Annotated in this window: 25 protein-coding genes; 10 read left to right on the plus strand and 15 right to left on the minus strand. The window is 77.3% G+C overall.

Going from position 1 to position 26,074, the window contains the following annotated elements:
- Window positions 1–3: 3 nt before the first annotated feature.
- The 7 genes from JOD57_RS07870 to JOD57_RS07900 all read right to left on the minus strand — a co-directional run bounded on the left by JOD57_RS07870 (window position 4) and on the right by JOD57_RS07900 (window position 8,397).
- Window positions 4–591, minus strand: coding sequence for a TIGR03086 family metal-binding protein (locus tag JOD57_RS07870; RefSeq protein ID WP_204691365.1), 588 nt, complete (start codon window positions 589–591; stop codon window positions 4–6).
- Window positions 592–743: 152 nt separating this feature from the next.
- Window positions 744–1,904 carry an adenylyltransferase/sulfurtransferase MoeZ gene (gene moeZ / locus JOD57_RS07875; protein ID WP_204691366.1) on the minus strand — a complete coding sequence of 387 codons (1,161 nt, stop codon included), beginning with the start codon at window positions 1,902–1,904 and terminating at the stop codon, window positions 744–746.
- Window positions 1,905–1,986: 82 nt separating this feature from the next.
- Entirely contained in the window at window positions 1,987–3,627 is a 1,641-nt protein-coding gene (locus JOD57_RS07880; protein WP_204691367.1) for an efflux permease Rv1217c-related protein, read from the minus strand.
- Window positions 3,624–4,523, minus strand: coding sequence for an ABC transporter ATP-binding protein (locus tag JOD57_RS07885; RefSeq protein WP_204691368.1), 900 nt, complete (start codon window positions 4,521–4,523; stop codon window positions 3,624–3,626). Before JOD57_RS07885 ends, JOD57_RS07880 begins: the two co-directional genes overlap by 4 nt.
- A gap of 115 nt (window positions 4,524–4,638) precedes the next feature.
- Window positions 4,639–6,099 carry a hypothetical protein gene (locus JOD57_RS07890; protein ID WP_204691369.1) on the minus strand — a complete coding sequence of 487 codons (1,461 nt, stop codon included), beginning with the start codon at window positions 6,097–6,099 and terminating at the stop codon, window positions 4,639–4,641.
- On the minus strand, window positions 6,096–7,151 hold the full coding sequence (locus JOD57_RS07895; RefSeq protein WP_307824549.1) for a DUF3152 domain-containing protein: 1,056 nt from the start codon (window positions 7,149–7,151) through the stop codon (window positions 6,096–6,098). The genes JOD57_RS07890 and JOD57_RS07895 overlap by 4 nt, the downstream gene beginning before the upstream one ends.
- A 160-nt stretch (window positions 7,152–7,311) precedes the next feature.
- Entirely contained in the window at window positions 7,312–8,397 is a 1,086-nt protein-coding gene (locus tag JOD57_RS07900; RefSeq protein ID WP_307824550.1) for an alpha/beta fold hydrolase, read from the minus strand.
- A 68-nt stretch (window positions 8,398–8,465) separates the two neighbouring features.
- Here JOD57_RS07900 and JOD57_RS07905 point away from each other — a divergent pair, with 68 nt between their 5' ends.
- Both JOD57_RS07905 and JOD57_RS26760 read left to right on the plus strand, forming a co-directional pair.
- Window positions 8,466–9,107, plus strand: a complete 642-nt coding sequence (locus JOD57_RS07905) for a TetR/AcrR family transcriptional regulator (RefSeq protein ID WP_204691370.1) — start codon at window positions 8,466–8,468, stop codon at window positions 9,105–9,107.
- A gap of 131 nt (window positions 9,108–9,238) precedes the next feature.
- On the plus strand, window positions 9,239–9,478 hold the full coding sequence (locus tag JOD57_RS26760; RefSeq protein ID WP_204691371.1) for a DUF3107 domain-containing protein: 240 nt from the start codon (window positions 9,239–9,241) through the stop codon (window positions 9,476–9,478).
- A gap of 76 nt (window positions 9,479–9,554) precedes the next feature.
- Here the strand turns inward: JOD57_RS26760 and JOD57_RS07915 are convergent, their stop codons facing one another.
- Entirely contained in the window at window positions 9,555–10,205 is a 651-nt protein-coding gene (locus JOD57_RS07915; protein WP_204691372.1) for a ferritin-like fold-containing protein, read from the minus strand.
- Between the two features lie 499 nt (window positions 10,206–10,704).
- Here JOD57_RS07915 and JOD57_RS07920 point away from each other — a divergent pair, with 499 nt between their 5' ends.
- The 4 genes from JOD57_RS07920 to JOD57_RS07935 all read left to right on the plus strand — a co-directional run bounded on the left by JOD57_RS07920 (window position 10,705) and on the right by JOD57_RS07935 (window position 15,351).
- Window positions 10,705–12,279, plus strand: a complete 1,575-nt coding sequence (locus JOD57_RS07920; RefSeq protein ID WP_307824551.1) for a DEAD/DEAH box helicase — start codon at window positions 10,705–10,707, stop codon at window positions 12,277–12,279.
- Window positions 12,280–12,294: 15 nt separating this feature from the next.
- Window positions 12,295–13,467 carry an outer membrane protein assembly factor BamB family protein gene (locus tag JOD57_RS07925; protein WP_307824552.1) on the plus strand — a complete coding sequence of 391 codons (1,173 nt, stop codon included), beginning with the start codon at window positions 12,295–12,297 and terminating at the stop codon, window positions 13,465–13,467.
- 100 nt (window positions 13,468–13,567) lie between these two features.
- Window positions 13,568–14,488 (plus strand): alpha/beta fold hydrolase, encoded by a 921-nt coding sequence (locus JOD57_RS07930; protein WP_204691373.1) that lies wholly within the window; start codon window positions 13,568–13,570, stop codon window positions 14,486–14,488.
- Window positions 14,485–15,351 (plus strand): oxygenase MpaB family protein, encoded by an 867-nt coding sequence (locus tag JOD57_RS07935; protein WP_307824553.1) that lies wholly within the window; start codon window positions 14,485–14,487, stop codon window positions 15,349–15,351. The genes JOD57_RS07930 and JOD57_RS07935 overlap by 4 nt, the downstream gene beginning before the upstream one ends.
- On the opposite strand, the gene JOD57_RS07940 is transcribed toward JOD57_RS07935, so the two are convergent.
- The 5 genes from JOD57_RS07940 to JOD57_RS07960 all read right to left on the minus strand — a co-directional run bounded on the left by JOD57_RS07940 (window position 15,348) and on the right by JOD57_RS07960 (window position 18,698).
- Complete coding sequence (locus tag JOD57_RS07940; protein ID WP_204691374.1) at window positions 15,348–16,202, minus strand: RecB family exonuclease; 855 nt, start codon at window positions 16,200–16,202, stop codon at window positions 15,348–15,350. The two genes, JOD57_RS07935 and JOD57_RS07940, sit on opposite strands and share 4 nt — an antisense overlap.
- 35 nt (window positions 16,203–16,237) lie before the next feature.
- Entirely contained in the window at window positions 16,238–17,095 is an 858-nt protein-coding gene (locus JOD57_RS07945; protein WP_204691375.1) for a PHP domain-containing protein, read from the minus strand.
- 35 nt (window positions 17,096–17,130) lie between these two features.
- Complete coding sequence (locus JOD57_RS26765) at window positions 17,131–17,784, minus strand: PH domain-containing protein (protein ID WP_204691376.1); 654 nt, start codon at window positions 17,782–17,784, stop codon at window positions 17,131–17,133.
- A 7-nt stretch (window positions 17,785–17,791) separates the two neighbouring features.
- On the minus strand, window positions 17,792–17,947 hold the full coding sequence (locus JOD57_RS07955; protein ID WP_204691377.1) for a hypothetical protein: 156 nt from the start codon (window positions 17,945–17,947) through the stop codon (window positions 17,792–17,794).
- 127 nt (window positions 17,948–18,074) lie between these two features.
- Window positions 18,075–18,698, minus strand: a complete 624-nt coding sequence (locus JOD57_RS07960) for a DUF6758 family protein (protein ID WP_204691378.1) — start codon at window positions 18,696–18,698, stop codon at window positions 18,075–18,077.
- A gap of 80 nt (window positions 18,699–18,778) precedes the next feature.
- Between JOD57_RS07960 and JOD57_RS07965 the strand changes: the two genes are divergently transcribed.
- The gene (locus tag JOD57_RS07965) at window positions 18,779–19,231 is read left to right on the plus strand and encodes an NUDIX domain-containing protein (RefSeq protein ID WP_204691379.1); all 453 of its coding nucleotides are present in this window, start codon (window positions 18,779–18,781) and stop codon (window positions 19,229–19,231) included.
- Between the two features lie 46 nt (window positions 19,232–19,277).
- Here the strand turns inward: JOD57_RS07965 and JOD57_RS07970 are convergent, their stop codons facing one another.
- Window positions 19,278–19,784 carry a MaoC family dehydratase gene (locus JOD57_RS07970; protein WP_204691380.1) on the minus strand — a complete coding sequence of 169 codons (507 nt, stop codon included), beginning with the start codon at window positions 19,782–19,784 and terminating at the stop codon, window positions 19,278–19,280.
- A gap of 135 nt (window positions 19,785–19,919) precedes the next feature.
- On the opposite strand from JOD57_RS07970, the gene JOD57_RS07975 reads away from it, so the two are divergent.
- Entirely contained in the window at window positions 19,920–20,408 is a 489-nt protein-coding gene (locus JOD57_RS07975) for a hypothetical protein (protein WP_204691381.1), read from the plus strand.
- Window positions 20,405–21,352 carry an HTTM domain-containing protein gene (locus JOD57_RS07980; protein WP_204691382.1) on the plus strand — a complete coding sequence of 316 codons (948 nt, stop codon included), beginning with the start codon at window positions 20,405–20,407 and terminating at the stop codon, window positions 21,350–21,352. Before JOD57_RS07975 ends, JOD57_RS07980 begins: the two co-directional genes overlap by 4 nt.
- Before the next feature lie 17 nt (window positions 21,353–21,369).
- Here the strand turns inward: JOD57_RS07980 and JOD57_RS07985 are convergent, their stop codons facing one another.
- Window positions 21,370–21,663 carry a WXG100 family type VII secretion target gene (locus tag JOD57_RS07985; protein ID WP_204691383.1) on the minus strand — a complete coding sequence of 98 codons (294 nt, stop codon included), beginning with the start codon at window positions 21,661–21,663 and terminating at the stop codon, window positions 21,370–21,372.
- A 152-nt stretch (window positions 21,664–21,815) separates the two neighbouring features.
- On the opposite strand from JOD57_RS07985, the gene JOD57_RS07990 reads away from it, so the two are divergent.
- Window positions 21,816–26,072 carry an FtsK/SpoIIIE domain-containing protein gene (locus JOD57_RS07990; protein WP_204691384.1) on the plus strand — a complete coding sequence of 1,419 codons (4,257 nt, stop codon included), beginning with the start codon at window positions 21,816–21,818 and terminating at the stop codon, window positions 26,070–26,072.
- The last annotated feature ends 2 nt before the right edge of the window (window positions 26,073–26,074 follow it).

The raw sequence follows: 26,074 nt of genomic DNA on the forward strand, positions 1-26,074 counted from the left end.
GGGTCATGCCCGGCGGCCGAAGCGGGCCAGCAGCCGGGCCTGCGGCGACGCACCGTCGGGGACCTCGACCGGCGGGTCGAACAGGCCGGGGACGCCGTCGGTGGGCAACCGGTCGGCCAGCCCCTCCGCGGCGTGCACCAGCGCGGGGTCGAGCTGCTCGTCACCCCCGGTGGCACGGGCGAGGTCCCACGAGTGCACGGTGAGGTCGGCGGTCAGCTCCTCGACGTACTCGTGCGCCGGCGTCGGACCGCGGGAGAGGTGCACCGTGCCGGTGAGGTCACCGGCCGCGGCGACCGCGGCCAGCGCCTCGTCGGCGACGGACTCCCACGCGGTCAGCGGGTCCTCCCCCAGCAGCGCGGAGGTGCCGTGCGGCACCCGGGTGGCGACGTCGTCGACGGGCTCGCCGGCGAGCAGGCCGGGCACCCAGTGCGCCTCGCCGACGAGGTGGGCGACCAGGTCGGCGACCGTCCAGCCGGGCAGCGCCTCGAGGTCCCACTGCCCCGGCTCGACGGCGTCGACGCGGTCGGTGAAGGCGGCCTGGGCCCGCTGGAACAGCTCGAGCAGCTCGGTGGCATCGGCAGGTGCGGTCACCCGGCCAGTCAACACAGACGCCGGGGGCCCGGCACCCGCAGTGCAGGTGCCGGGCCCTCGGCGAGGTGCTGGAACGGCCGTGGTGACGTGGTGGGACGGCCACCCTTCAGAGGCCCGCGCCACGAGCCTGCGAGTGGCGTGGGGGGGTCCTCCTAGTAGGTGGGCAGCGTCTTGTCGATGCGCGTGGCCCACGCCGTCACGCCGCCCTGGACGTGCACGGCGTCGCGGAAGCCGGCGTTCTTCACCGCCGCGAGCACCTCGGCCGACCGCACGCCGGTCTTGCAGTGCAGCACGATCGGCCTGTCCTGCGGCAGCTGCGACAGCGCCCGTCCGGAGAGGATCTCGTCCTTGGGGATCAGCGTCGCGCCGGGGATCGAGACGATCTCGTACTCGTTGGGCTCGCGGACGTCGATCAGCTCGAAGTCCTTGCCCGCGTCCATCATGTCCTTGAGCTCGTCGACGGTGATCGTCGAGCCCGCGGCCGCCTCCTGGGCCTCGACCGAGACCACGCCGCAGAAGGCCTCGTAGTCGATGAGCCCGGTGATCGGCTCGCCCTCGGGGTCCTTGCGCACCTTGATCGTGCGGAAGGTCATCTCCAGGGCGTCGTAGACCATGAGCCGGCCGAGCAGCGTCTCGCCGATGCCGGTGATCAGCTTGACCGCCTCGGTGGCCTGGATGGCGCCGACGGTCGCGCACAGGACGCCGAGCACGCCGCCCTCGGCGCAGGAGGGCACCATGCCGGGCGGCGGGGGCACCGGGTAGAGGTCGCGGTAGTTGGGCCCGTGCTCGTTCCAGAAGACCGAGACCTGGCCGTCGAAGCGGTAGATCGACCCCCAGACGTAGGGCTTGCCCAGCAGCACGCACGCGTCGTTGACCAGGTAGCGCGTGGCGAAGTTGTCGGTGCCGTCGACGATCAGGTCGTACTCGCCGAAGATCTCCAGCACGTTGTCGCTGTCGAGCCGCGTCTCGTGCAGCCGGACGTCGACCAGCGGGTTGATCTCCTCGATCGAGTCACGCGCGCTCTCGGCCTTCGACCGGCCGACGTCGGACTGCCCGTGGATGATCTGCCGCTGCAGGTTGGACTCGTCGACGACGTCGAACTCGACGATGCCCAGCGTGCCCACGCCGGCCGCGGCCAGGTACATGAGCACCGGGGAGCCGAGGCCGCCGGCGCCGACGGCGAGCACCTTGGCGTTCTTGAGCCGCTTCTGCCCGTCCATCCCGACGTCCGGGATGATCAGGTGGCGGCTGTAGCGGCGGACCTCGTCGATCGACAGGTCCGCGGCGGGCTCCACCAGGGGTGGCAGGGACACGCTTGCTCCTCAGGTCTCGACCAGCGGCCCCGGCGGGGCCTGCGTTCCTCCGCACAACAGGGTGGCAGCTCCGCTGATTCCCCTAGCCGAGGAGGTCCCGGCGGGCGTACCCGGCGATCCCGACCACAGCGAGGACGCCGGCGACGACCAGCATCCCGACGGTCCCGGCGACGTCGGCCGGCTCGGCGGGGACGGCCGCCAGGTGGGCGAACGGCGAGACCTCCCGGACCCAGGCCGGCCAGCCGAAGCTGTCGGCGAGCACCAGGAGCAGGTAGCCGCCCGCGGCCGGCAGGACCCCCACGGCGAGGACGGCCGAGGGCACCCACCCCAGCGCGAGCAGCGCCGCGCCCAGGCACAGCAGGGCGACGGGGACGACGGACAGCGCGCCGCGCAGCGCCTCCCCGAGGCCGAGGCCGGCGCCGACCCAGGTCGCACCCGCCCACGTGGCCGCGCCCGCGACGGCGGCCACCAGCACGCTGCCGGCGGCGACCACCGCGGCCTCCCAGCTCGCCCAGCGCACCCGGGACACCGGCCGCGAGTACAGCAGCGTGAGCCGGGACGCCGCCTCGTCGGCCGCGACGGCCGCCACCCGCCCGGCCGCATACGCGCCCACCGGCACGGCCAGCAGCGAGAACAGCGACGCGGCGTAGCCCTGCACGGAGGCCAGCCGCGCGAACCCGGCCGCGGCGGCCAGCTGCGCGAAGGCGGGGTTGTCCCGCAGGAAGTCCAGCATCGCCGTGGCCAGCAGCCCGATGAGCAGGAAGTAGGCGGCCACGCCGGCCGACCAGGTCGCCGTCGGCCGGCGGGTGCGGTGCACGGCCAGACCGGGCAGGGACCTGAGCAGCCGGCTCGGCGCCCGGGGGTGGTCGCGGCCCTGCCAGCGTCCGGTGCCGAGGTCCCGGGACCCGGCGAGGGCCAGGGCCGCCACGGACACGACGGCGACCTGCGCGGCGAGCACGAGCAGCGGCGCCACCCGGTCCCCGGCGTAGGGCGCCACCCGCCCGGCCAGCCCGAAGGGGCTCAGCCACTGCAGCCAGGCCAGTGCCGGCACGCCGTCGCCGACCATGCGGGCGAGCAGGCCGGCCAGGAGGACCGCGACGGCGAGCCCGGAGGCGCTGCGGCGCTCGGGCAGCAGCTGGGCGGCGAGGACGCCTAGGGCGCCGCCGGCCATCGCCGTGCCGCCGACCAGCGCCCCGAAGAGGACGGCGCCGGTGGCCGCGGTGCCGGCGAGCAGCACGCCGAGGGTCACGGCCGCACCCACGAGCGCTCCCGCCCCCAGGACGACGGCCAGCGCGCGGCGCACCAGGGCGCCCAGGCGGACGCGCCCGGCGAGCAGCAGCTCGGCCCGCCCGGCGTCCTCCTCGCCGCGGGTGACGCGGGTGGCGGCGAGCGCGGCCCAGACGCCGACCAGGACGGCGAGCACCGTGCCGGTGCGCCAGACCGTGAACCCGCCCGGGTCGTCCAGGGCCACCGGGGGGCCGAACAGCGTGCGGATGGCCGGGTTCTCCGCCAGCGCGGCCAGCGAGTCGGCGCCGATCGCGCCGCTGAAGGTGCGCTCGTACTCCTGCGCGACGAAGCCGGCGAGCCCGCCGCAGACCACGGCGACGACGACCGTGCCGCGGCGCAGCTGCCGCACCAGCCCGACGGTGACGGCGGCGCCGGCCCGCCCGGGCGCCGGCCGCCCGGTGGACGGCGCGGTGCGCGGCGGGGTCCGGGTGGTCACGCCGCGGCCCGGCCGTAGTAGCCGAGGAAGATCTTCTCGAGCGTGGGCTCGCGCACGTCGAGGCGCACGACGTCGGCCTCCCCCAGCGCCCGCAGGACCGGACCGGGCGGGCCGGTCAGCGCCAGGGTGAGCTGCAGCGGCGACGTCCACCGGACGTCGGCGACGCCGGGCAGCCCGGCGAGGTCGGCCAGCCCGGGCGCCGGGCGGGCCAGCTCGACGACGACCTCCGAGCGGCGCAGCCGGCGCAGCTCCGCGAGCCCGGCGACCTCGACCAGCCGCCCGGCGCGCAGGATCCCGACCCGCGTGCACACGGCCTCGACCTCGGCCAGCTGGTGCGAGCTGAGGAACACCGTCTGCCCGCGGCCGGCCGCCTCGGCGATGCACCGGCGGAACTCCCGCTCCATGAGCGGGTCCAGACCGCTGGTCGGCTCGTCGAGCACCAGCAGCGGCGCCCGGGTGGCGAAGGCGGCGACGAGGGCGACCTTCTGCCGGTTGCCCGTGGAGTAGGCGCGTGCCCGCTTGCCGGTGTCCAGCGCGAAGCGCTCGACGAGCTCGTCGCGGTGGGCCGGGTCGGTGCCGGGGCCCACGCCGGCGAGCAGGTCCAGGCACTCCCGGCCGGTCATCCCGGGCCAGAGGGCGACGTCGGCAGGCACGTACGCGAGGTGGCGGTGCGCCCGCTCGACGTCGGCGGCCGGGTCGCCGAACACCTCCGCGGAGCCGGTGGTGGGTCGCAGCAGCCCCAGCAGCACGCGGATGGTCGTCGACTTGCCCGCGCCGTTGGGCCCGAGGAAGCCGAAGACCTCGCCCGCGGGCACGGTCAGCGAGAGGTCGGTGACGGCCTCGGTCGTGCCGAAGCGCTTGCCGAGGCGGTCGAGCAGGACGGCGGGAGCGGCCATGGTGCTCCGTTCGGGGTCGTCGGGACAACGACTGCCGACCAGACTTCCCGGCGCTCCGGTGGCGGAGCGTAGACCTCGACGGGCCCGGGCGGGAGTGCCCGCGCGCCCGGCCGGGTCAGCGCCCGGACCGCTCCCGCAGCCGGCGGCGCACGACCCCGGCCGAGCGCCGCGCCTCCCCCGCCGACCGGCGCAGCACCTCACCCGCGGTCTCGGGCCGGTGCGCCATGACGACGAGGTCGCCGTGCGTGCCGTAGCCGAACAGGTCCTCGTGCCACGGCGTGCCGTCGAAGGTGACCAGCCACGGCGTGCGGCCGTCGGTCCCGCCGGGGAGGACCATCGGGTGCGGGATGTTGCTCCCGTACGGCGCCCGCAGCGCCCCGAGCTGCCGCAGCGCGGTGTCGTAGACGGGGTACTCCGCGGCGTCGCGGTCGCTGGCCAGCAGGTACCAGGTGCCGTCGGACGGGACGAGCAGGGTGCCCTCGGTCTGCTCCCGGGCGGCGTCCGCGGCCACCCGGACCAGTCCCCGGGTGGGGTCGCCGGAGTCGGTGACGGCCAGCGCCGGGTGGAAGACGTAGCGCGGCGGGCCGAACGACTCGCACTCGGTGAAGGCCAGGTGCCAGCGGCCGCCGATCCGCGCGAGCGAGGGGTCCCACGCGCCGGCCGCCGTCGGCAGGTCCAGCCGCGCGGTGGCCAGGACGTGCACGCCGGAGAGCAGGTCGTCCGACGTCGTCGCCGTCCGCACGTGCACGCCGGTCGCCGGGTCGTGGTCGCCCCAGGAGGACACCAGGACGGTGGTCGTCCCGGTCGCCTCGTCGACGACGAGCTGGCCGGCGTGGTCGCCGAGCAGCAGGCCGTCACGGGAGCTGTAGAGCGCGGCCACCTGGTCGACGCGGGCCGGGTCGGCGGGATCGATCGCCCACACGCCCCAGGAGGCCTGCTGGAAGAAGCCCAGGCCGGCGCTGGTCATCGTCAGGTACAGCCGCCCGTCGCGGACCAGCGGCCGCCCGTCGGTGGTGCGCACCACCTGCGGGTCGCGGACGCCGGCCGGTCCGGAGCACCCGGCGCGCACCCGACGCAGGTGCAGCCCCGAGGCGGCGCAGGCGTACTCCGCCGCGCCGAGGACCGCCGGGTCGCGCAGGTCCACGCGCTCGGCCACCGCCGCGCGCTCGGTGAGCACCGGCGTCCAGTCGCCGTCGGGGGCTCCGAGCAGGACGCTCACCTGGTTCTCGTTGACCACGCAGGCCAGCCCCCGGGGCGCCCGGCCGTCCAGGGGCGCCGTCCGCACCACGACCCCCGCCACGACGAGCTCCGCCGTGCCCGCGGACACGTCCAGCCGGGCGAGGACCGGGCCGCCGGGGGTGGTGAGCCCGCACTCGGCGACGCCGCCGTCCGCCGGTCCGTCGAGGTCGAGCAGGACCGCGCAGAACGGCGCCGGCGGACCCGCGCCCAGGCCGGTGAGCCGCTCGCCGGCGCCCTCGCCGGTGCGGTCGACGTCGAGGAACGGGGACAGCAGGGACCGCGGCCGCACGCGGGCGACCTCGCGGAAGCGGGTCCCCAGCAGCGAGGGCGACCTCACGGGTGCGGCCAGGCGTTCTTCACGCACCCGTCGAGGCGGAGCGTCTGCTGCTGCATGACCGGCGCCACCTGGCCGGGACCCGGGCAGTCCTGGTGGCCGTTGCCCAGGGCGTGGCCCACCTCGTGGTTGACCACGTACTGCCGGTAGGTGGCGATGTCGCCGTCGTAGTGCGGGACGGCGGTCTCCCAGCGGGCCAGGTTGATCACGGCGCGCTCGCCGTAGCGGCACGAGGTGTAGCCGCCGGTGCCCACGCCCGGGCAGTAGCGCTCCATGCTCCCGGGGCTGACCAGGCTGACCCGGAAGGCGTAGTCGCCGGCCGCCGCCTCGGCCTCGCCGACGCGCTGGAAGGACATGCGCCCGCCGTTGCCCCACGAGCGCGGGTCGCCGAGCGTGGCCTCGACCGCGGCGGCGAACGCGGCGCCGTCGACCCCGATGCCGTCCTCGACCTCGACGACGAAGCGCTGCAGCGGGCCGCTGCCGGAGACGGCCGAGCTGCCGGGGACGACCGTCACGGTGCCGGTGCCCTGCTCCACGTGGGTCACGGCGGTGGTCGCCGGGGGCAGGTCGGTCGGGCCGGCGTCGCCCTCGGCCGGGGCGGGGGGAGCGGGCGGGGACGTGGGCGCCGCCGTGCCGGCCGGCGCCTCCCCGGCGGTACCGGGGACGACGGCCGCGGGGGCCGGCTCGCTCCCGCCCGCGGGGAGCACGAGGTCGACGAGGGTCAGCACGGTGGCGACGGTGAGCAGCGGGATGGCGTAGGCCCGCCAGCCGTGGCGGGCGACGAAGCGGCGCAGCCGGCCGGCGGGGCGGCGCGGCAGCCCCGGCCGGGGCCCGGCGGGACGCCGTCCGAGGTCCTCGCGGACGGCGATCGGGTCGCGGCGGGCGACCAGCGGCCCGGCCGGCCGGGACCGCGACGGGGAGCGCGGGGAGGCGGGACGGGCCGGCGGCGCGGGCGCCTCGCGGGCTCCCGGGTGCCGGGCCGGCGGGGGCGGGACGCGGGGCAGGCCGCGCACCGGTCCCGGACCGGCCGGCCGGCCGGAGGGGGGTCCTGCCACGGCGGCCTCCTCACCCGTCCCTGCGGCCGGGCGCTCGGGGGCGGGCCGCGTCTCGTCCTGCCGGTCACGCAGGTGGCCGAGGCCGTCACCACGCGTCCTCGGTCAGGTTCTCACGGCTCCCCGGGAGGCGGCTCCACCCGGGTCGGGGGCGCGCCGTCGGTCAGCCGGCCCGGTCCTCGCGGGCCGCCGCGTCCGCCGGAGTGCCCACCGGGACCTCCGCCGCGGTGTCCTCGAGCATGCCGAGCACCGCCCGCGCCGTCGCCTCCGGCGCCTCGAGCATCGCCACGTGGCCGACGCCCTCGAGGACCAGCAGCCGGGCGTCGGGGACGGTGGCGGCCAGCCGCGGCGCCAGGCGCGGGTCGACCAGGCGGTCACGGTCGCCCCACACGACCAGCGTGGGCACGCGCAGCGCGCGGGCCAGGCGCCAGGCGTTGGCCCGGCCCACCCGCAGGTAGGAGGTGATCAGCCCGCGCATGCTGCGGACCAGCGCCCGGTTGGCCCACGCCTGCGACGTCCGCTCGCGCATCTCCTCCACGGCGGCGTCGAGCCGCTCGCGCGGGACCCGCGCGGGGTCGCCGAAGCACACCTGCAGCATCCCGCGCACCGACTGCTCCGGGCTCACCCCGGCCAGCCGCCGCTCGGCCAGTGACGGGACGCCGGGCAGCAGGACCAGCAGCAGCGCCCGCCCGAAGGCCTCCGGCACCCGGTAGACGGGCATCGCCGGCGAGACCAGCGTCAGGGAGGCGACGAGGTCGGGCCGCCGGGCGGCGACCAGCAGGGTGACCAGCCCGCCGAGGCTGTTGCCGAGCAGGTGCACCGGCCGGCCGGCGGCCTCCCCCGGCTGCGCCCGGACGTGCTCGAGCACCTCGACGACGGCCCGCACGTGGCCACCGACGGAGTACGAGCCGCCGGGCAGCGGCGAGGAGCGCCCGAAACCGGGCAGGTCGAGCGCCCAGCCCTCGCAGCGGACGGCCAGCAGGGCGGCCAGGTCGGTCCAGTTGGTGGAGGCCCCGCCGAGACCGTGGACGTAGAGCGCCCGCTCCCGCGGTGCGCCGGCCCGGCCGGCCCACGGGGTGGTGCGCACGTACACCGCGCCGCCCCGGACGGGCAGCTCCCCGCCCGGCCAGGCCGGCGGCGGGGGGTCGGTCGACGGCAGCGGCGCCGTCGACGGGCGCGCGGTGGACGACGGCGCGACGGTGGGCGGCGCCGGGGCTCGGCGGGTGCGCCTGCGGGAGGCCTCGGGCACCCGGCGACCGTATGTCAGGCCGACGCCGCGCGTGCGGCCGGTGACCCGCCGGTAACATCCCCCGCGCCATGCAGTCCTCACGCCCGGTCCCCGTCCGCCGCACCTCGCGGCTGCCCCGGGGTGCCCGGCGGCTGCAGCTGCTCCAGGCCGCGCAGGAGGTGTTCGTCGCCCACGGCTTCCACGCCGCGGCGATGGACGACATCGCCGACCGCGCCGGCGTCAGCAAGCCCGTGCTCTACCAGCACTTCCCCGGCAAGCGGGAGCTCTACCTGGCGCTGCTCGAGCAGCAGGTCACCGAGCTCACCGACCGGGTCCGCGAGGCCATGTCCGGCACCCAGGACAACCGCGACCGGGTGCACGGCGCGGTGCGCGCCTACTTCGACTTCATCGACGCCGAGGGCGGGGCCTACCGGCTGGTCTTCGAGTCCGACCTGCGCAACGACGACGAGGTCCGCGCGCTCGTCGACCGCGCCAACCGGGCGTGCGTCGAGGCCGTCGCCGAGGTCATCGCCGGGGACACCGGCAGCTCGCCCGAGCAGGCGCACCTGCTCGCCTCCGGCCTGACCGGGCTGGCCGAGACCAGCGCCCGCTGGTGGCTGGCCCAGAAGGGCACCCTCCCGCGCGAGGAGGCGGTGTCGCTGATGTCGTCGCTGGCCTGGCGCGGCATCTCCCGCTTCCCGCGCGTCGAGGGCGAGCCGCCCGCCGGCTGAGCGCCGCCGTCCGGTCGCCCGAGCCACCCCGGGGCGCCGCGTTCGCTGTCGGCGCACCCGCGCGGCGGGGCCACCCGCCCGGCGCTGGACTAGCGTGGTCGCCAGCCGTGCAACCCGAGGAGGCATCCCGCGTGGAAGTCAAGATCGGTGTCCAGCACTCCCCCCGGGAGCTGGTCGTCGACAGCCCGAAGACCCCTGAAGAGATCGCCGCCGACGTGGCCGCCGCCATGGGTGGTGCGACCAAGGACGGGCTGTTGACCCTGGAGGACGAGCGCGGTCGCCGCGTCCTCGTCCCGGTCGACCGCATCGCCTACGTGGAGATCGCCCAGGCCGACCAGCGCCGGGTCGGTTTCGTCGCCGGCGGGGCCTGAGGTACCGAGACGGCCCCGGCACCCGGGGTCCTTCGAGGGGCGTCCCCGCACTCGCGGGGGCGCCCCCTCGTCGTCTCTAGGGGTTGAGGCCCAGCGTCCGCATCCGCTCGGTGTGCGCGGCGGTGATCCGGGCGATCAGGCGCCCGATGCCCGCGACGTCCCCGGTGCCGGTGGTGATCAGCCGGGCCAGCTGCTCGCGGTCGGCGATGACGGCCTGCGACTGGGAGATGGCCTCCCCCACCAGCCGCCGGCCCCACAGCGCCAGGCGGCCGGCCAGCGCCGGCTCGGCGGCGATCGCGGCGCGCACCTCACGGACGGCGAAGTCGGCGTGGCCGGTGTCGGCGAGCACCTCGAGGATCAGCGACCGGTCCGGCTCGGGGAGGAACCCGGCGATCTCGCGGTGGAAGTCGGCGGCCAGCCCGTCGCCGACGTAGGCCTTGACCAGGCCCTCGAGCCACGTCCGCGGCCGGGTGCTGGCGTGGAACCCGTCCAGCGCGGGCACGAACGGCGCCATCGCCCAGGCCGGGTCGGCGCCCAGCTCGCCCAGCCGCCGCACCAGCCGGTCGTGGTGGCCGATCTCGGCGGCGGCCATGCGGGCCAGCGCGGCGTGGCCGGCCGGGGTCGGCGCCAGGCGGGCGTCCTCGGCCAGCCGGTCGAAGGCCGTCAGCTCGCCGTAGGCCAGCACGCCGAGCAGGTCGACGACGGCTCGGGTCTCGACCGTGGTCACGGGGCGCCTCCGGGCAGTGGTCGTGGGCGCCTCCGGCGCAGGTCGGTGCCGCGCACGCCCACCCCGGAGGGGGGAGTCGCGGGGTGTCCCGCGCGCGGCGACCGAGGCTAACCGCTGTCCGCGCTACCATGGGAACAAGCGGGCCGCCAGGCTCGCTGGTATCTGTGCGCTGACGAACGCCCCGCGACGCCCCGGAGAGTCATCCCGGGCGAGGGGCCGTCCCCGGGGGTCCACCCGGTCCGCTGGCCGCGTCGGCGCTGGAACGCACTTCCCGCGACACCCGACCGCGGAGCGCCCGGGCGACGTCGACGTCGCCCCCGGCCGCTCCCCCAGCCGACCAGAGGCGAGACCACTGACCTCCACCGAGAGCACCCCCACCACCCCCGAGCTCGACCACGCCGAGACCGGCGCGCCGGCCCCCGAGCAGGTCGAGCAGACCGTCGAGCAGCTCGGCGGCGCCCCCGTCGCCGAGGACAGCCCGCTGTTCAGCGACTTCGACGTGCACCCTGACGTCATCGCGGCGCTCACCGAGGTCGGCATCACCCGCACCTTCGCCATCCAGGAGCTCACCCTCCCGCTGGCGCTGGCCGGCCACGACCTCATCGGCCAGGCCCGCACCGGCACCGGCAAGACCCTCGGCTTCGGCGTCCCGCTGCTGCAGCGCGTCGTCCCGCCGGCCGAGGGTGGCGACGGCGTCCCGCAGGCGCTGGTCGTCGTCCCCACCCGTGAGCTGTGCGTGCAGGTCGCCCGCGACCTGGCCACCGCCGGCAGGAAGCGCGGCACCCGCGTGCAGGCCATCTACGGCGGCCGCGCCTTCGAGCCGCAGGTCTCCGCGCTGCAGGCCGGCGTCGAGGTCGTCGTCGGCACCCCGGGCCGGCTGCTGGACCTGGCCCAGCAGGGCCACCTGATCCTCGGCAAGGTCAAGGTCCTCGTCCTCGACGAGGCCGACGAGATGCTCGACCTGGGCTTCCTGCCCGACATCGAGCGGATCCTGGCGATGGTCCCGGAGAAGCGGCAGACGATGCTGTTCTCCGCGACCATGCCCGGCCCGATCGTGACGCTGTCCCGGTCGTTCATGACCCAGCCGACGCACATCCGCGCCCACGGCAACGACGAGGGCTCGACCGTCCCGCAGACGACGCAGTTCATCTACCGGGCCCACAACCTGGACAAGCCCGAGCTGCTGGCCCGCGTGCTGCAGTCGCGCGACCGCGGCCTGGTCATGGTCTTCTGCCGCACCAAGCGCACCGCCCAGAAGGTCGCCGACGAGCTGGTCGACCGCGGGTTCGCCGCGGCCGCCGTGCACGGCGACCTCGGCCAGGGCGCCCGCGAGCAGGCGCTGCGGGCCTTCCGCAGCGGCAAGGTCGACGTCCTGGTCGCCACCGACGTCGCCGCCCGCGGCATCGACGTCACCGGCGTCAGCCACGTCGTCAACTACCAGTGCCCCGAGGACGAGAAGACCTACGTGCACCGGATCGGCCGCACCGGCCGGGCCGGCAGCACCGGTGTCGCCGTCACGCTGGTCGACTGGGACGACATCCCCCGGTGGCAGCTGATCAACAAGGCGCTCGACCTCGACTTCGCCGACCCGCCGGAGACCTACTCCACCTCGCCGTGGGTCTACAGCGACCTCGACGTCCCCGAGACCGCCACGGGCCGCCTGCCCCGGGCCCAGCGCACCCGCGAGGGCCTCGACGCCGAGGTGCTCGAGGACCTCGGCGAGACCGGCAAGCGCACCAGGGGCGCCGGCCGCGGGCCCGCCCGCGAGGAGCCCCGCGAGGACCGCGAGCGGCCGGCCCGTTCCGGCTCCCGCCCGCGCCGCCGCACCCGGAGCGGCTCCGAGGCCGACGCCTCTCCCGCCGAGGGCGACACCTCCACCGCCGGAGGGGACGCGCCCGCCGCCGAGGCCCCGGTGGCCGACGGCGAGGGCTCCTCGTCGCCGCGCCGGCGGCGCCGTCGTCGCGGTGGCGCCAAGCGCGGTGCCGGCGAGCGCGGTGCCGGCGAGAGCGCCTCGGCCGGCTCCTCGGCTGGGTCCGACAGCGGCTCCGGCGGCGACTCCGAGTCCGCCGCCTAGCACCGGCGTCCGCCGGTGGCGTCGAGCACCCCGTCGCGCTCCCCGTCGCTGCGTCCCCCGCCGCTGCGGGTGTGGGTCTGGACGGCGGCCACGCTCGCGCTGGTCGTCGTCGCCACGCTGCTGTGGCGGGGGTCGAGCGTCGCGGCCACCGACAGCACGACGGCACCGGAACCGGCCGTCCCCGACGCGGCCCCGGCCGCGCGGGTGGCGCCGGCCTGGTCGGCCGACGCCGGCGCTCCGCTGCCCCGGCGGGTGGTCGAGAGCGGCCGGGTCCTGGTGCCCGACGAGCACGGGTTCACCGCGCTCGACGGCGCCACCGGCGAGGAGGCCTGGCACTACCGGCGGGCCGATGCGCGGCTGTGCGACGTCACCGCCGTCAACGGGCTGGTGGTCGCCGTCTTCCGGACCCGGGACCGCTGCGACGAGGCCCTGGCGCTGACCGCGGCCACCGGCGTGCGGGCCTGGACGCGCAACCTCAGCCTGCGCGGCGACGCCGTCCTGGCCAGCACCGACCGGGTCGTGCTCGCCAGCAGTGCCACCGGGATCGTCCTGCTGGACCCGGTGGGCAGCAACGTCCGCTGGCGCCACGCCGCCCCGGAGGGCTGCCGGCTCGTGGGGTCCGACGTCGGCAGCGCCGGCGTGGTCGTGCTCGAGCGCTGCCCCGACTCGGCCGCGGTGCAGCTGCGCCTGTTCGACGGGTTCTCCGGCGAGGCCCGGTGGACCCGCGACCTCGCCGTCCCCGAGGGCGGCGCGGTGCGGCTGGCCGGCGTCGACCGGCTCGTCGACGTCGTCGCCGGCGACGCCCTGCTCGTGCACCGCCCGGACGACGGCGCCCTGCTGCAGCAGCTCCCGCTGCCCGCGGCCGCCGGGGAGCCGGAGGACGAGGCGCTGCACCAGGCCGGGGTGGGCGACCTCGCGCTGGTGTGGGCCCGCGGCACCGTCCGGGCGCTGGACGGCACCACCGGCGCCCCGGTGTGGCAGCTGCCCGCCCTCGGCCTGCCGTCGGCGACCGACGCGGCGCAGGTGTGGGTGCCGGAGGCCGACGGCTTCGTGCAGCGCGACCTGGCCACCGGCAGCGAGGTGGGCCGCGCCGCCGTCGAGGGCGGCCTGACCCCGGGCGGGCGGACGTCCGTCGTCGGCCCCGTGCTGGTGTACCGCCTGCCCGACCGGGTGGTCGGCTTCGCCTGAAGGAGGACCTGCCTGCCCCCCACCCCTCGCGAGCTCGCGGTGGGCCCCTGCAGGCGGGCCGCGGCGGCGCGCTCCCCCGTCGCGGGGTTCACTGGGGACCATGGTCCTGCCCGGGAGCCCCGAGACGCCGGCTCTCTCCCTCGCCGTCGCCCCTGACGACCTGCGCCAGCTCGCCGAGCACGACGCGACGCCGCGCACCCTCCCGGGCCGGGCCGGGCCGCTGGCGGCCCTCGACACCGGCGGCGACGGGCCGCGCGGCACGGTGCTCATGGTGGCCGGGTACACCGGCAGCAAGGAGGACTTCGCCCCGCTGCTGGCCCCGCTGGCCGCCTCCGGCCACCGCGTCGTGGCGATCGACCAGCGCGGGCAGTTCGAGTCCCCCGGTCCCGACGACCCGGCCGCCTACACCGTCGCCGAGCTCGCCGCCGACGTCGTCGCCGTCGCGCAGCTGCTGCGGGCGGGGACCGGGCCCGTGCACCTGCTCGGGCACAGCTTCGGCGGTCTGGTCGCCCGCGCCGCGGTCCTGACCGACCCGGGCACCTTCCGGTCGCTGACCCTGCTGGGCTCCGGGCCGGCGCGGCTGGTCGGCCCCCGGGTCGAGCTGCTCGACCACCTCGGCCCGCTGCTGGACGCCGGCGGTGTCCCGCTGGTGCACGCCACGCTCGAGCAGCTGGCCATGACCGACCCCCGCGCCCGGGCGGCCCCCGAGCCGACCCGCGCCTTCTACGCCCGCCGCTTCCTCGCCAACAGCGCCGCCGGGCTGCGGGGCATGGCCGCGGCGATGACCACCGAGCCCGACCGGGTCGCCGAGCTGGCGGCCACCGGGGTCCCGGTGCTGGTGGCCCACGGCGAGGCCGACGACGCCTGGACGCCGGCCGCGCAGGCCGACATGGCCGCCCGGCTCGGCGCCCGCCACGAGGTGATCCCGGCCGCGATCCACTCCCCCGCCATCGAGAACCCACGCCGCACGCTCGAGGTGCTCGAGTCGTTCTGGGCGTCGGTGTCCGGGACCGCCGCGTGAGCGGGGTGCGCCCCTCGGCCCGCGACTGGACCGACGAGGAGGACCGGCTCGGCTTCTTCGGCCCCGACAGCGTCACCTGGCGGGTGCACGCCGACCCCGTCTACAGCGTCGGCGGGCTGCGCGCGCTGCTGCTGCAGGCCCTGCACCCGGTCGCCATGGACGGCGTGGCGCGCAACTCGGTGTTCCGGGAGTCGCCGTGGCAGCGGCTGACCCGCACCGCCGAGTACGTCGACACGCTCACCTTCGGCACCCGCCGCGAGGCGGTGCGCGCCGTCCGGCGGGTGCGCGGCCTGCACCGGCGGCTGGGCGGCACCGAGGAGACCACCGGCCGCAGCTACCGGGTCGACGACCCCGACCTGCTGCTGTGGGTGCACTGCTGCGAGGTCGACTCGCTGCTCGACGTCGCCCGCCGCGCCGGCGTGGTCACCGACGAGGAGGCCGACCGCTACGTCGCCGAGCAGGTCGTCGCCGCGGAGCTGATCGGCATCGACGCCGCCGTGGTGCCCGACTCGATGGCCACGCTGGCCGCCTACTTCGACCGGGTCCGCCCGGAGCTGGCGGTGACCCCGGCGGCGCGCGACGCGTGGCGCTTCGTCGTCGTCCCGCCGATGCCGCGGTGGGTGCAGCTGCTGACCCCGGCGCGCCCGGCGTGGGGGACGCTGGCCTCGCTGGCGGTGGCGACCCTGCCGTCGTGGGCGCGGCGGCTGGGCTCCCTGCCGGGGCTGGCGGTCACCGACACCGCGGCGACCGCGGCGCTGTGGGCGTTCCGCACCGGGGTGCTGGCGCTGCCGACGTGGGCGCGGCTGTCGCCGGTCGTGCGTGCCGGCCTCGACCGGACCGCGGCCGACGCCGCGAGCGCCTAGGTCGCCGCCTCGTCGTCGGCGGCCAGGAAGCTCCAGGGCTCGCGGGCCGGCGTCGCCGCCTGACCGGCCGGGCAGCTGGGCCGGAAGTCGCACCAGCCGCACTGCCGTCCCGGTACGGCGGGGAACGCCTCGTCGGGCGGCACGCCCTCCTCGAGCGCCGTGGTGGCCACGGCGATGTCGGCCGCGACGTCCTCCGCCCGCCGGACGTGGTTGGCCAGCGAGCGCTCGGTGTGCTCGAAGGCGGCCACCGTGCCGCTGGGCAGGTGGTGCAGCTCCACCCGGCGGCACGGCCGGCGCAGCGTGCGCTGGACGCCGAGGACGTACACCGCCAGCGCCGGCGACCCGCGCGCCTCGTCGTCGGTGCTGGGCACCCGGCCGGTCTTGTAGTCGACGACGACGAGCTCGTCGCCGCGCTGGTCGATGCGGTCGACCCGCCCCGACAGCGCCAGCCGCTGCGTGGTGGCCGCGACCTGGCGCTCGGTGCCGACCGGCACGTCGTCGGGGTCGAGCCCGGCCACGTAGTCGGTGAGCCAGCCGGCGGCGCGCGCCCGCCACCGCTCGGCCTGCTCGCCGTCGCGGAAGCCGGTGGCCGACCAGACGCCGTACAGCAGCTGCCGGGCGGCGACGGCGGTGCGGCGGTCCCGGGGCAGCTCCCACCACGACCGCAGCGCCGCGTGCACCGCCGAGCCGACGGTGTTGTGCGCCCACGGCGGGCCCTTGGGCGGGGTCGGGCGGTCGACGTAGGCGTAGCGGTAGCGGCGCGGGCAGTCGGCGAAGGTGGCCAGCTTGCTCGGCGTCGCGGGGAACAGCCGCTGGGGCATGCCCGGCATCTCCAGCTGCGCGCCTCCCATGCCGGCCACGCTAACCGGCGGTACCGACCCGGGGGTCAGTCGGTGAGCGGCGCGCTGCCGGCGCCGGCGGCCAGCAGCGCCTCGTACTGCGCCGGGTCGGTGGTGCAGGCGCCGATCGGCGTCGTCTTGTTGACGCCGTGGTAGTCGCTGGAGCCGGTGGTGAGCAGCCCGAGCTCACCGGCCAGGCCGCGCAGGTGGTCGCGCTCGGCGGGGCTGTGGTCGGGGTGGTCGACCTCGAGGCCGAGCAGCCCGGCGGCGGCCATCGCGGCGACCGCGTCGTCGTCGACCACCCGGCCGCGCCGCGTGGCCAGGCCGTGCGCGAACACCGGCACGCCGCCGGCGGCGCGGACCAGCGCGATCCCGTCGAGGACGTCGGTGTCGGCCTTGACGACGTGGTACGGGCCGCGGTGGTGCAACAGCTCGGCGAAGGCCTCGTCGACCGACCCGACGACGCCGGCCTCGACCAGCGCGCGGGCCACGTGCGGCCGGCCGACCACCCCGCCGCCGCTGGCCGCGACGACCCGCTCCCACACCACCGGGTAGCCCGCGGCGGCGAGCGCGGTCACGATCCGCTCACCGCGGCTGAGCCGCTCGGCGCGCAGCCGGGCCAGCTCGGCGGCCAGGCCGGGGTGCGCCGGGTCGAACAGGTAGGCCAGCAGGTGCACGCTGACCGGCGGCCGGCCGGCCGGGAACCAGCGGCAGGACAGCTCCATGCCCGGGACGACGGTCAGCCCGGGAGGACGGGCGCTCTCCGCCGCCGCCCACCCGGCGGTGGTGTCGTGGTCGGTCAGCGCGACGACGTCGAGGCCGGCGGCGCGGGCGGTGGCCAGCAGCGCCGCGGGGTCGTCGGTGCCGTCGGACACCGACGAGTGGGTGTGCAGGTCGATGCGCATCGGCGTCCAGCGTCCCCCACGTGCGGTCGGGGCGCTCAGACCCGCCCGCGACCGTCCTCGCGGAGGGGACCGGCGCCGTGGATGGGCTGGGTGTCGTGCCGGCCGCTCCCGCGGTCTGCCGGCGGCTCGGCGTTGCCCTCGTCGTCGCCGGACGCCGCGCCGCCCCGGTCGCTGCCGAACAGCAGCGCGCTGACCTGGTGGTAGAGCCGGTCGGCCCGCGGCAGGTAGGTGATCTGCGACAGCGCCTGCTGCTGGCCGGCCGACTCGAACCGGAAGGTGCCGTAGCCGAGCAGCTGGCCGAGCAGCGTCTCCTTCCAGGTCAGGTCGGTGATGCGGCGCAGGGGCAGCAGCGTGACCGTGCGGGCGATGATCCCCGAGGTCAGCAGCACCCGGCGGCGGGTGACGATGAAGTGCCGCATCCACCACTCACCGGCCCGCAGGGCGAAGGACCCGAGCGCCCAGAGGACGACGAGGGCGCCGACGGCGGAGCCGACCCGGTTCTCCGGGTCGAGGGTGAGCACCCACACGCCGACGGCCAGGACGGGCAGGCGCTTGGCGGCCGGCTCCAGCAGCACCGCCCAGTGCCGGCGGGTGGCCACGACAGCCTCCTCGCCGGGGAGGAGGTACTTGGCGGCGTCCTTGGCCCACCGCGGCGGGCGGCCGTCCCCCGAGCGCGCCGGGCCGGTCACGGCCCGCCTAGACGAGGGAGCCGACGAACGCGGCCAGCGAGGAGGCGGCGTCACCGAGCGCGGTGCCGGCGCTGCGGACCATCTCGGCCGAGGACTCCGGCTGCTGGACGACGTAGAAGACGACGAAGGCGACGGCCAACCAGACGAGCACCTTCTTCAGCACAGCCACCTCCGGGGATCACTCGGACCCGCGGACGCGGTGCCCGCACGGCTCGGCCCGGAGGCCGACCCCATGCGTAACACAGGCCCCACGGGCCCCCTCGCGGACACGCCGACGGGACCGGAGACGTTCACTCCCCCGGGAGCAGGTGCTCGCTGGGTGGGCCGAGCGGCAGGTCGGGGTAGAGCCGGTCCCGCAGGTCGAGCAGCTCCATCTCCTCGGCCAGCAGCCACCCGGCCGACATCGGCCACATGACCAGCCACAGCCACACACCGTAGGCCTCGCCGACGAAGGCGGCCCGGTCGTCGGAGGTGGGCACCGCCCACAGCGGCGCGTGCTGGCCGGCGGCCTCGACCGACGCCGAGGAGGGGCCGGTGATCACGTCACCGGGGTCCAGACCGGGCAGGCCGGCGTAGCCGCAGCCGACCCCCATGCCCGGCTCCTCGGCGACCAGCACGAGCTCGGCCGACCCGCCCAGCGGCGCCGGGCCGGCGCACCCGACGACGATCGCCCGGGCGCCGGGCTCACCGCCCCAGGCCAGGCCGGTGACCGACCAGCCCGAGGGCACGGGGTCGGGCACCCAGGCCGGCACGCGGGCGTCGGCGGTGACGGCGGCGATGGCGTCGTGGGCGATCAGCGCGGTGTGGTGCAGGGGCGTGACCGCGCCGTGCACGTGGCACCAGGCCTGCGCGGAGTCCCCCGGACGCACCACGAGCGGCTCGCCACAGCGAGGGCAGACCGGGGAGGCGCTCATCGGGTCACACCGTCCTGTCACTCGCGGCTCCCGTCAAGCGCAGGACGACGCCGTCCGGCGCGCCGCCGTACCCTGCGCGCGTGCCCGCCTCCCCCGCCGGCGACGACTCCCACCCACCCGCCGTCGCGGCGGTGCCGGTGCAGGCGTGCGTCGGCGCCGTGGTGCTCGACGACGCCGGGCGGCTGCTGCTGGTCCGCCGCCGCAACGCCCCGGGCCGCGGACTGTGGTCGGTGCCCGGTGGCCGGGTGGAACCGGGTGAGTCGCTGGCCGAGGCCGTGGAGCGGGAGGTCCGCGAGGAGACCGGGCTGGTGGTCCGCGCCGGGGAGCCGGTCGGGCGGATCACCGTCCCCGGGGACGGCGTGGTCTACGACGTCGTCGACCTCGTCTGCGCGCTGACCGGGGACCCCGCCGAGCCGGTGCCCGGTGACGACGCCGACGCGGTCACCTTCGCCGACGCCGCCGACCTCGACCGCCTGGCCTGCACCCCGGGCCTCGTGGCGACGCTGCGCGGCTGGGGCGCCCTGCCCGGCTGAGCCGCCCCGGCCCGGCCCCACGGACGGGAGGCCCGCCGGCCGACGGTCAGCGGGCGGCCGGCTCCGGGCGGCCGGGCTGCTCGCCGCCGCGGGCCTCGCCGTAGGAGCGCCTGGGCACCATCACCTTGCGCCGGAAGACGCACACGACGGTGCCGTCCTGCTTGTAGCCGATCGTCTCGACGTGCACGACGCCGCGGTCGTCCTTGGACTTCGACGGGGTCTTGTCCAGCACGGTCGTCTCACCGTAGATCGTGTCGCCGTGGAAGGTCGGCGCCACGTGCCGCAGCGACTCGATCTCGAGGTTGGCGATGGCCTTGCCGGAGACGTCCGGGACGCTCATGCCGAGCAGCAGGGAGTAGACGTAGTTCCCGACGACGACGTTCCTGCCGAAGTCGGTGGTCTCCGCCGCGTAGTGGGTGTCCAGGTGCAGCGGGTGGTGGTTCATGGTGATCAGGCAGAAGAGGTGGTCGTCGTACTCGGTGACGGTCTTCCCGGGCCAGTGCTTGTAGACCGCCCCGACCTCGAACTCCTCGTAGTACCGACCGAACTGCATCTGCGCGCTCCCGACGTCGTCGTGGGGTGACCGGGGCACGGCGCGCACGCGGGGGCCGTCCCGGCACGGGAGGCCAGTTGCCCACCACGCGCGCCGGTGACCCTCCTGGACGGCCGCCGATCCTACGATGCCCCGATGGTCCCTCCCTCCCGCGTCGGCGAGCCCGCGGAGGCAGAGGTCGTGACGCTGTCCCCGGCCGGGCGCCGCACCCGCCTGGCCGCCTCCTCCGTGGTCCTGGCCCTCCTGCTGGCCGGCACGCTCTGGGGCACCGACGACTCCTTCCCGTTCGGTCCGTTCAAGATGTACTCGACCCGCGCCGACACCGACTCCCCCGTCGTCTCCACGCGCGTCGTCGGGTTCACCGGGGACGGCGAGGAGGTGCGCCTCTCCGGCGGCGAGGTGGGACTGCGCCGCGCGGAGTTCGAGGGCCAGCTGCCCCGTCTGGTCGACGACCCGTCGCTGCTGGTCCTGCTGGCCGACACCTACGCCGAGCACCACCCCGGCGCCGAGCCGCTCGTGGAGGTGCAGGTGGTGCAGCGCCACTTCGAGCTGACCGACGGCGAGCTCACCGGCGAGTGGACCGACCGGGTCCTCGTCGAGCAGGAGCTGGAGGTCGGCCCGTGAGCGCTCGCTCCGCCTCCGCACCGGCGCCCACCGCCGCGGCCCGCCCGGGTGCGGCCGGCCGGGGCCCGCTGGGCGCGGTCTCCCGCTGGTGGACCCGGCCGGTCCCGCTCGCGCGGGTCGCGGTGTTCCGCACCATCGCGTATCTGTTCATCCCGGTGGACGTCTTCCTCACCACCGCGTGGGTGGGCGCGCACGCGGACGTCCCGACCGCCTACTACCGGCCGCTGCTCGTCGGCCGGCTGCTGGACCTGCCCACGCCGACGTCGACCGTGGTCCACGTCGTCCAGTGGGCGCTGGTGGCCGCCGCGCTCGCCGCGGCCACCGGTCGCGCACCCCGTCTGCTCGGTACCGCGGTGTTCCTCCTCTACTTCGAGTGGATGGTCATCGCGATGAGCTACGGCAAGGTCGACCACGACCGCATCGCCTACCTCGTCGCCCTCGCGGTGCTGCCCACGATCGGCGTGGCCCGCTGGCGTGACCGCCGCTCGTCCGAGGCCGCGGGGTGGGCGATGGCCGCGGTGCTGGTCACCGTGGTGCTCACCTACTTCCTCGCCGCCTGGGCCAAGACGCGCTTCGGCGGCTGGGACTGGGCGACCGGGTCCACGCTGACCCGCGCCGTCGTCCGCCGCGGCACCTTCCTGTCCGAGTGGACCCTCGAGGTACCCGGCCTGCTCATGGGCCTGCAGTTCGCGATGCTCGTGCTGGAGTTCGCCGCACCGCTGATGCTGCTGGTCTGGTCGAACCGGGCACGGGTGGCGCTCGTGGCCCTGCTGCTCGGCTTCCACGCCACGGTCTACGCCGGCGTGACGATCGTCTTCCTGCCGCACTGCATCGCGATCCTGTCGATCCTGCCGTGGGAGAAGGCACCGGAGGCGTCCGCGGCGCTGCGTGGTCGGCTGGGCGCCGGGCGGACCCCGGTACCCGCCGCGGCGCCACCCGGCTGACCGACGCGGCGGGGAGGTCAGAGCAGGGCGCCGATCCGGGCGGCCACGTCCGCCTCGTGCTGCTGGTAGGAGCCGGCCACCTGCGCGAGCAGGCCGCCCATCCCGGTCAGGGCGTCGCTCACCCCCTGCGCCGAGAGCCGCCACTGCTCGTAGAGGGCGCTGAACTGCACGGCCGCCTGGCTGTCGGTCCACCCGTCGAGCACCGAGGTGTTGACGCTGCTCGACAGGGTCGCGTGGCGGGACGCGGTCTCGGCGGCCTCGGCCTGGCACTGCCCGGCCATCGACTGCAGGGTGGCGATGTCGACCTTCATGGTTCCTCCTGTCCGTCCCGGGACCCCCCGGTGGCAGCGGACGGTAGGCCGGACGGGGGTCCGGGGCCGGTGGGTCGTCCACAGCCGCACCTGCCGTCCACAGGCCCCGCCCGGCCGCCCCGCGTGTCGCCTCCGTGTCCCACCGTCGGCGGGTGCCCGCCTCACCCACCGCACCCGCCGAGCCGCGCTGCTGGACCGTCGTCGGCCCCGAGAACGCCGTCGACGTCGAGGTCCGGGCCGCGGACGACGCCCGGCTGGGCGCGGTCCTCCCCGAGCTCGCGGCGGCCCTCGACGTCCCCCCGGCCGCGCTCTGGTCGGGCAGCACCCGGCTGGCCGAGGAGCTGCCGCTGACCCATGCCGCGCTGGCCCACGGCGCCGTCCTCGGCCTGGGCCGGCCGCTCCCCCGATCGGGCGCACCGGCGCAGCACCCGCTGGAGCTGCACGTCGTCGGTGGCCCCGCGGCCGGCACGACCGTCCCGCTGACCACCGGCCGGCACCTGCTCGGCCGTGGCGCCGGTGCCGCGCTGTCCCTCCCCGACCCGGGCGTCTCCCGCCGCCACGTCCAGCTCGACGTGGGCGCCGGCGGCATCACCGTGACCGACCTGGGCTCCACCAACGGCAGCCGGCTCGACGACACCGACCTCGGCGGGCAGGCACACGACTGGCCTCCCGGCGCCGTGCTGCAGGTCGGTGCCAGCTCGGTGGCGGTGGCCGGTCCGCGGGACGCCCCCGTCGGGCTCCGCCCCGCCCCCGGGGGACGGTGGCTGGTGCAGTCGGCCCCGCGACCGGCCCCGGTGCGCCCCGACGTGGAGGTCCGGCTGCCGGACGCCCCGGTGGCCGCTCCCCGGCGCCGCCTCGCCTGGGTCGCCGTCGTCCTGCCCGCGGTCGCCGGTGTGTCGCTGGCGTGGCTCCTGTCGGCGCCCACGTTCCTGTTCTTCGCGCTGCTCAGCCCGGTCGTCGCCGTCGGCACCTGGGCGTCGGACCGGTGGAGCGGTGCGCGGAGTGGGCGACGGGCGGCGGCGGCCCACGCCGAGGAGCTGCGGACGGCCCGCGCTCGCCTCGCCGAGGCCGTGCGCTCCGACGTCCGCTCGGCCCGCCTGGCCTGTCCCGACCTCGCCACGCTGACCGCGGCGGCGCGGCGGCGGACCAGCCTGCTCTGGCACCGCGGCGCCGCGGACCCGGGGGTGCTGGTCGTCCGCGTGGGCACCGGGCCCGGCGTCACGCGGGTGTCCCGGATCGAGGACGGCCGACGAGAGCCCGAGCCGGCAGCCGACCTGCCGGTGACGGTGGACCTGGCGGGCACCGGCGGTCTCGTCGTGGCCGGGCCGCGCGGACCGGCGCTGGGCGTGGTGGCAGGGGTGCTGGCCCAGCTGGTGACCTCGTCGCCACCCGGGGACGTCGACGTCGCGGTGCTGACGGCGGCCGGGCGGCGCGCCGACTGGTCCTGGGTCCGCTGGCTGCCGCACGTGGCACCGGGGTCGGTGCACGTGCTGCCGGAGGAGCAGTCGGCGGCCGCAGCGGGAGACGGCGCGCTGCTGGCCTGGCTCGCGGGGCTGGCCGGGGAGCCGGACGGGCGCCTGCCCCCGGGCCGGGCGGCGGGGGTGCCGAGCCGAGGGGCCGGGCACCGGCTGGTCCTGGTCGTCGACCGGCCCGTGGACCCGGTGCTGCGGGCCGCGCTCCGCGGCGCCCGGGACGCCGGCGTGGTCACCGTGGGTCTCGCCGGACGGGTGGAGCAGCTGGCGGGGACCGCGGACGCCGTCCTCCAGGTGGGCGGCGAGACCGGGGACACCGGAGTGCTCCACCGGGGCGGCGCGGGCGACCGGGTGGAGCTGGTCGTCGACCGCCTGCCGCCCGCGGTCGCCGCCCGCCTGGCGCGGGACCTGGCCGCGCTCGCACCGGTTCGGCCGGCCGCGGCGCTGCCCTCCGCGGTGCGGCTGCTCGACCTCGCCGGCGCCGGGGCGGGCGGCGCGGACGTCCCGGTGGACTGGTCGCGGAGCCGGACGTCGCTGCGCGCCCGCCTGGGCGTCACCGCGGACGGCGTCGCGGAGGTCGACCTGTGCCGCGACGGGCCGCACGCCCTCGTGGCCGGGACGACCGGCTCGGGCAAGTCCGAGCTGCTGCGGACGCTCGTCGCCGGGCTGGCGCTGGCGCACCCGCCGGACCGCTGCAGCTTCCTGCTGGTCGACTACAAGGGCGGGGCGGCCTTCGCCGAGGCCGTCTCCCTCCCGCACACCGTCGGCATGGTGACCGACCTGGACGCAGCGGCCACGGCCCGCGCCCTGCGCTCCCTCACCGCGGAGCTCACCCGCCGCGAGGCGCTGCTGGCCGCCGCCGGCGTCCCCGACGTCGGGGCGCTGCCGCCGGAGGTGGACCTGGCACGGCTGGTGATCGTCGTGGACGAGTTCGCCGGCCTGACCGAGGAGCTGCCCGACTTCGTCCCCGGTCTGGTCGGGATCGCCCAGCGCGGCCGCTCGCTGGGCGTGCACCTGGTGCTGGCGACGCAGCGGCCGGGTGGGGTCGTCTCGCCGGAGATCCGGGCCAACTGCTCGCTGCGGCTGTGCCTGCGCACCACCGACGACGCCGACTCCCGCGACGTGCTCGGGACTCCGGATGCCGCGAGCGTGCCCGTGGACCGTCCCGGCCGTGGCTTCCTGCGCGTCGGCAGTGGGCGGCCGGTGGCCTTCCAGACGGCAGGCGTGGCCCTCGGCGACCCGCAGGAGGTGAGCGGCCCGGCCGTCCGCCGCTGGGCGTGGCCCGCTCCGGCCGCGCTCCCGCCCGCCTCGGGGGCGGCAGCCGCCGGCGGGGCCCCCTCCGACCTCGCCCGGATCACCGCCGTGACCACCGGGCTCGCCGAGCGGACCGGTCTGCGCCGCCCGCACCGCCCGTGGCGCCCGGCGCTGCCCGACCGGCTCGAGGCCGCCGACCTCGCGCCGGGCCCCGCCGGTGCACGCCGGCCGCCGACACAGCTGCTCGTCGGGCTGGTCGACCGTCCGGAGCGGCAGGCCCGGGAGCCCCTCGTCCTCGACCTGGCCCGCGGCGGCGGGTGGCTGGCCGTGGGCGGACCCCGCAGCGGCCGCACCACGCTGCTGCGGACGGTCCTGGCCGAGGCGGTCGCCCAGCTGCCGCCGGACCGGCTGCACGTCCACGTCCTCGACCACGGCGGTGGGGCGCTCGCGGTGGAGGCGGCAGGGCTCCCGCACACCGGGACGGTGGTCGGCGCCTCCGACGCCCTCCGCACGGTGCGCCTGCTGGCCCGGCTCGGTGAGCAGACGGCCGCCCGCCGGGCCGGTCCCGGCGCCCACGGCCCGGCCGTGCTCCTGCTCGTCGACGGCGTCGAGGCGCTGACGGCCCAGCTGGACGAGTCCGTACCCGGCCAGGGGTCGGCGGAGTTCCTCCGGCTGGTCCGCGACGGAGCCGCGGCCGGCCTCACCTGCGTCGCGACCGCCGACCGCGCCGTCCCGGGCGGACGGCTGGCCGCGGCCGCGGGGACCCGGCTGGTCCTCCCGCTGTCCGACCGCGCCGACTACGCCGTCGCCGGCATCCCGGTGCGGTCGGTCCCCGGCCGCCGGCCACCCGGGCGGGCGCTGCTCGGGGAGGAGGCGCGCGAGTGCCAGCTGGCGCTCCCCCGGCCGCTGCAGCCGACCCTGCACGCGGTGGCCGACGGCCCGTTCGCCATCCTCGTGCCCGAGCTGCCGGCCGATCCGGTCCTGCCGGCGGCTCCACCGGCGGCGGCCGGGGCCCCGGCCGACCTGCCCGAGGCCCTCCCGGTCGGGCCGGGCGGTGACGAGGGGACGGTGCTGACGGTCGACCTCCGCCGCAGCGGCGGACTGCTGGTCGTCGGCCCGCCGCGCAGCGGCCGGACCGCCACGCTGCACGCGCTCGCCACGCGCCTGGCGACGACCGGCACAGCCGTCCTGCGGCTCGCCCGCGGCCGGCGGGCGGCCGGCGGGCCGGCGACGCTCGCGGCCGACGACACCGCGGGCTGGCGCGGGTGGCTCGACGACCTGCGCGGACGACCGGGCGCCGTCCTCCTCGACGACGCCGGCACGCTCGCCGACTCCGCCGTCCTCGCGGCGATGGCGTCGGCCGACCTGGGTGACCGAGACGTCGCGGTCCTCGCCGCCGGCACCGCCGGTGACCTCTCCGGGGCCTTCCGCGGGCCGGTGGCCGACCTGCGCCGCAGCCGGAGCGGACTGCTGCTGTGCCCCGGTCCCGGGGACGCCGACCTGCTGGGGATCCGGCTGCCCCGGACGCCGGTGCCGGTGCGCCCCGGGTCCGGCTGGCTGGTCACCGCGGGCACCGCCCAGCGGGTGCAGGTGGCCCGCCATCGGGAACCGTCACCGGCCGGCGGCACCGGCACGGGCACCGGCACCGGCACCGGCACCGGCACCGGCGAGGAGGCCGCGTGAGC

The organism is Geodermatophilus bullaregiensis (assembly GCF_016907675.1).
GTDB classification, from domain to species: Bacteria; Actinomycetota; Actinomycetes; order Mycobacteriales; family Geodermatophilaceae; genus Geodermatophilus; species Geodermatophilus bullaregiensis.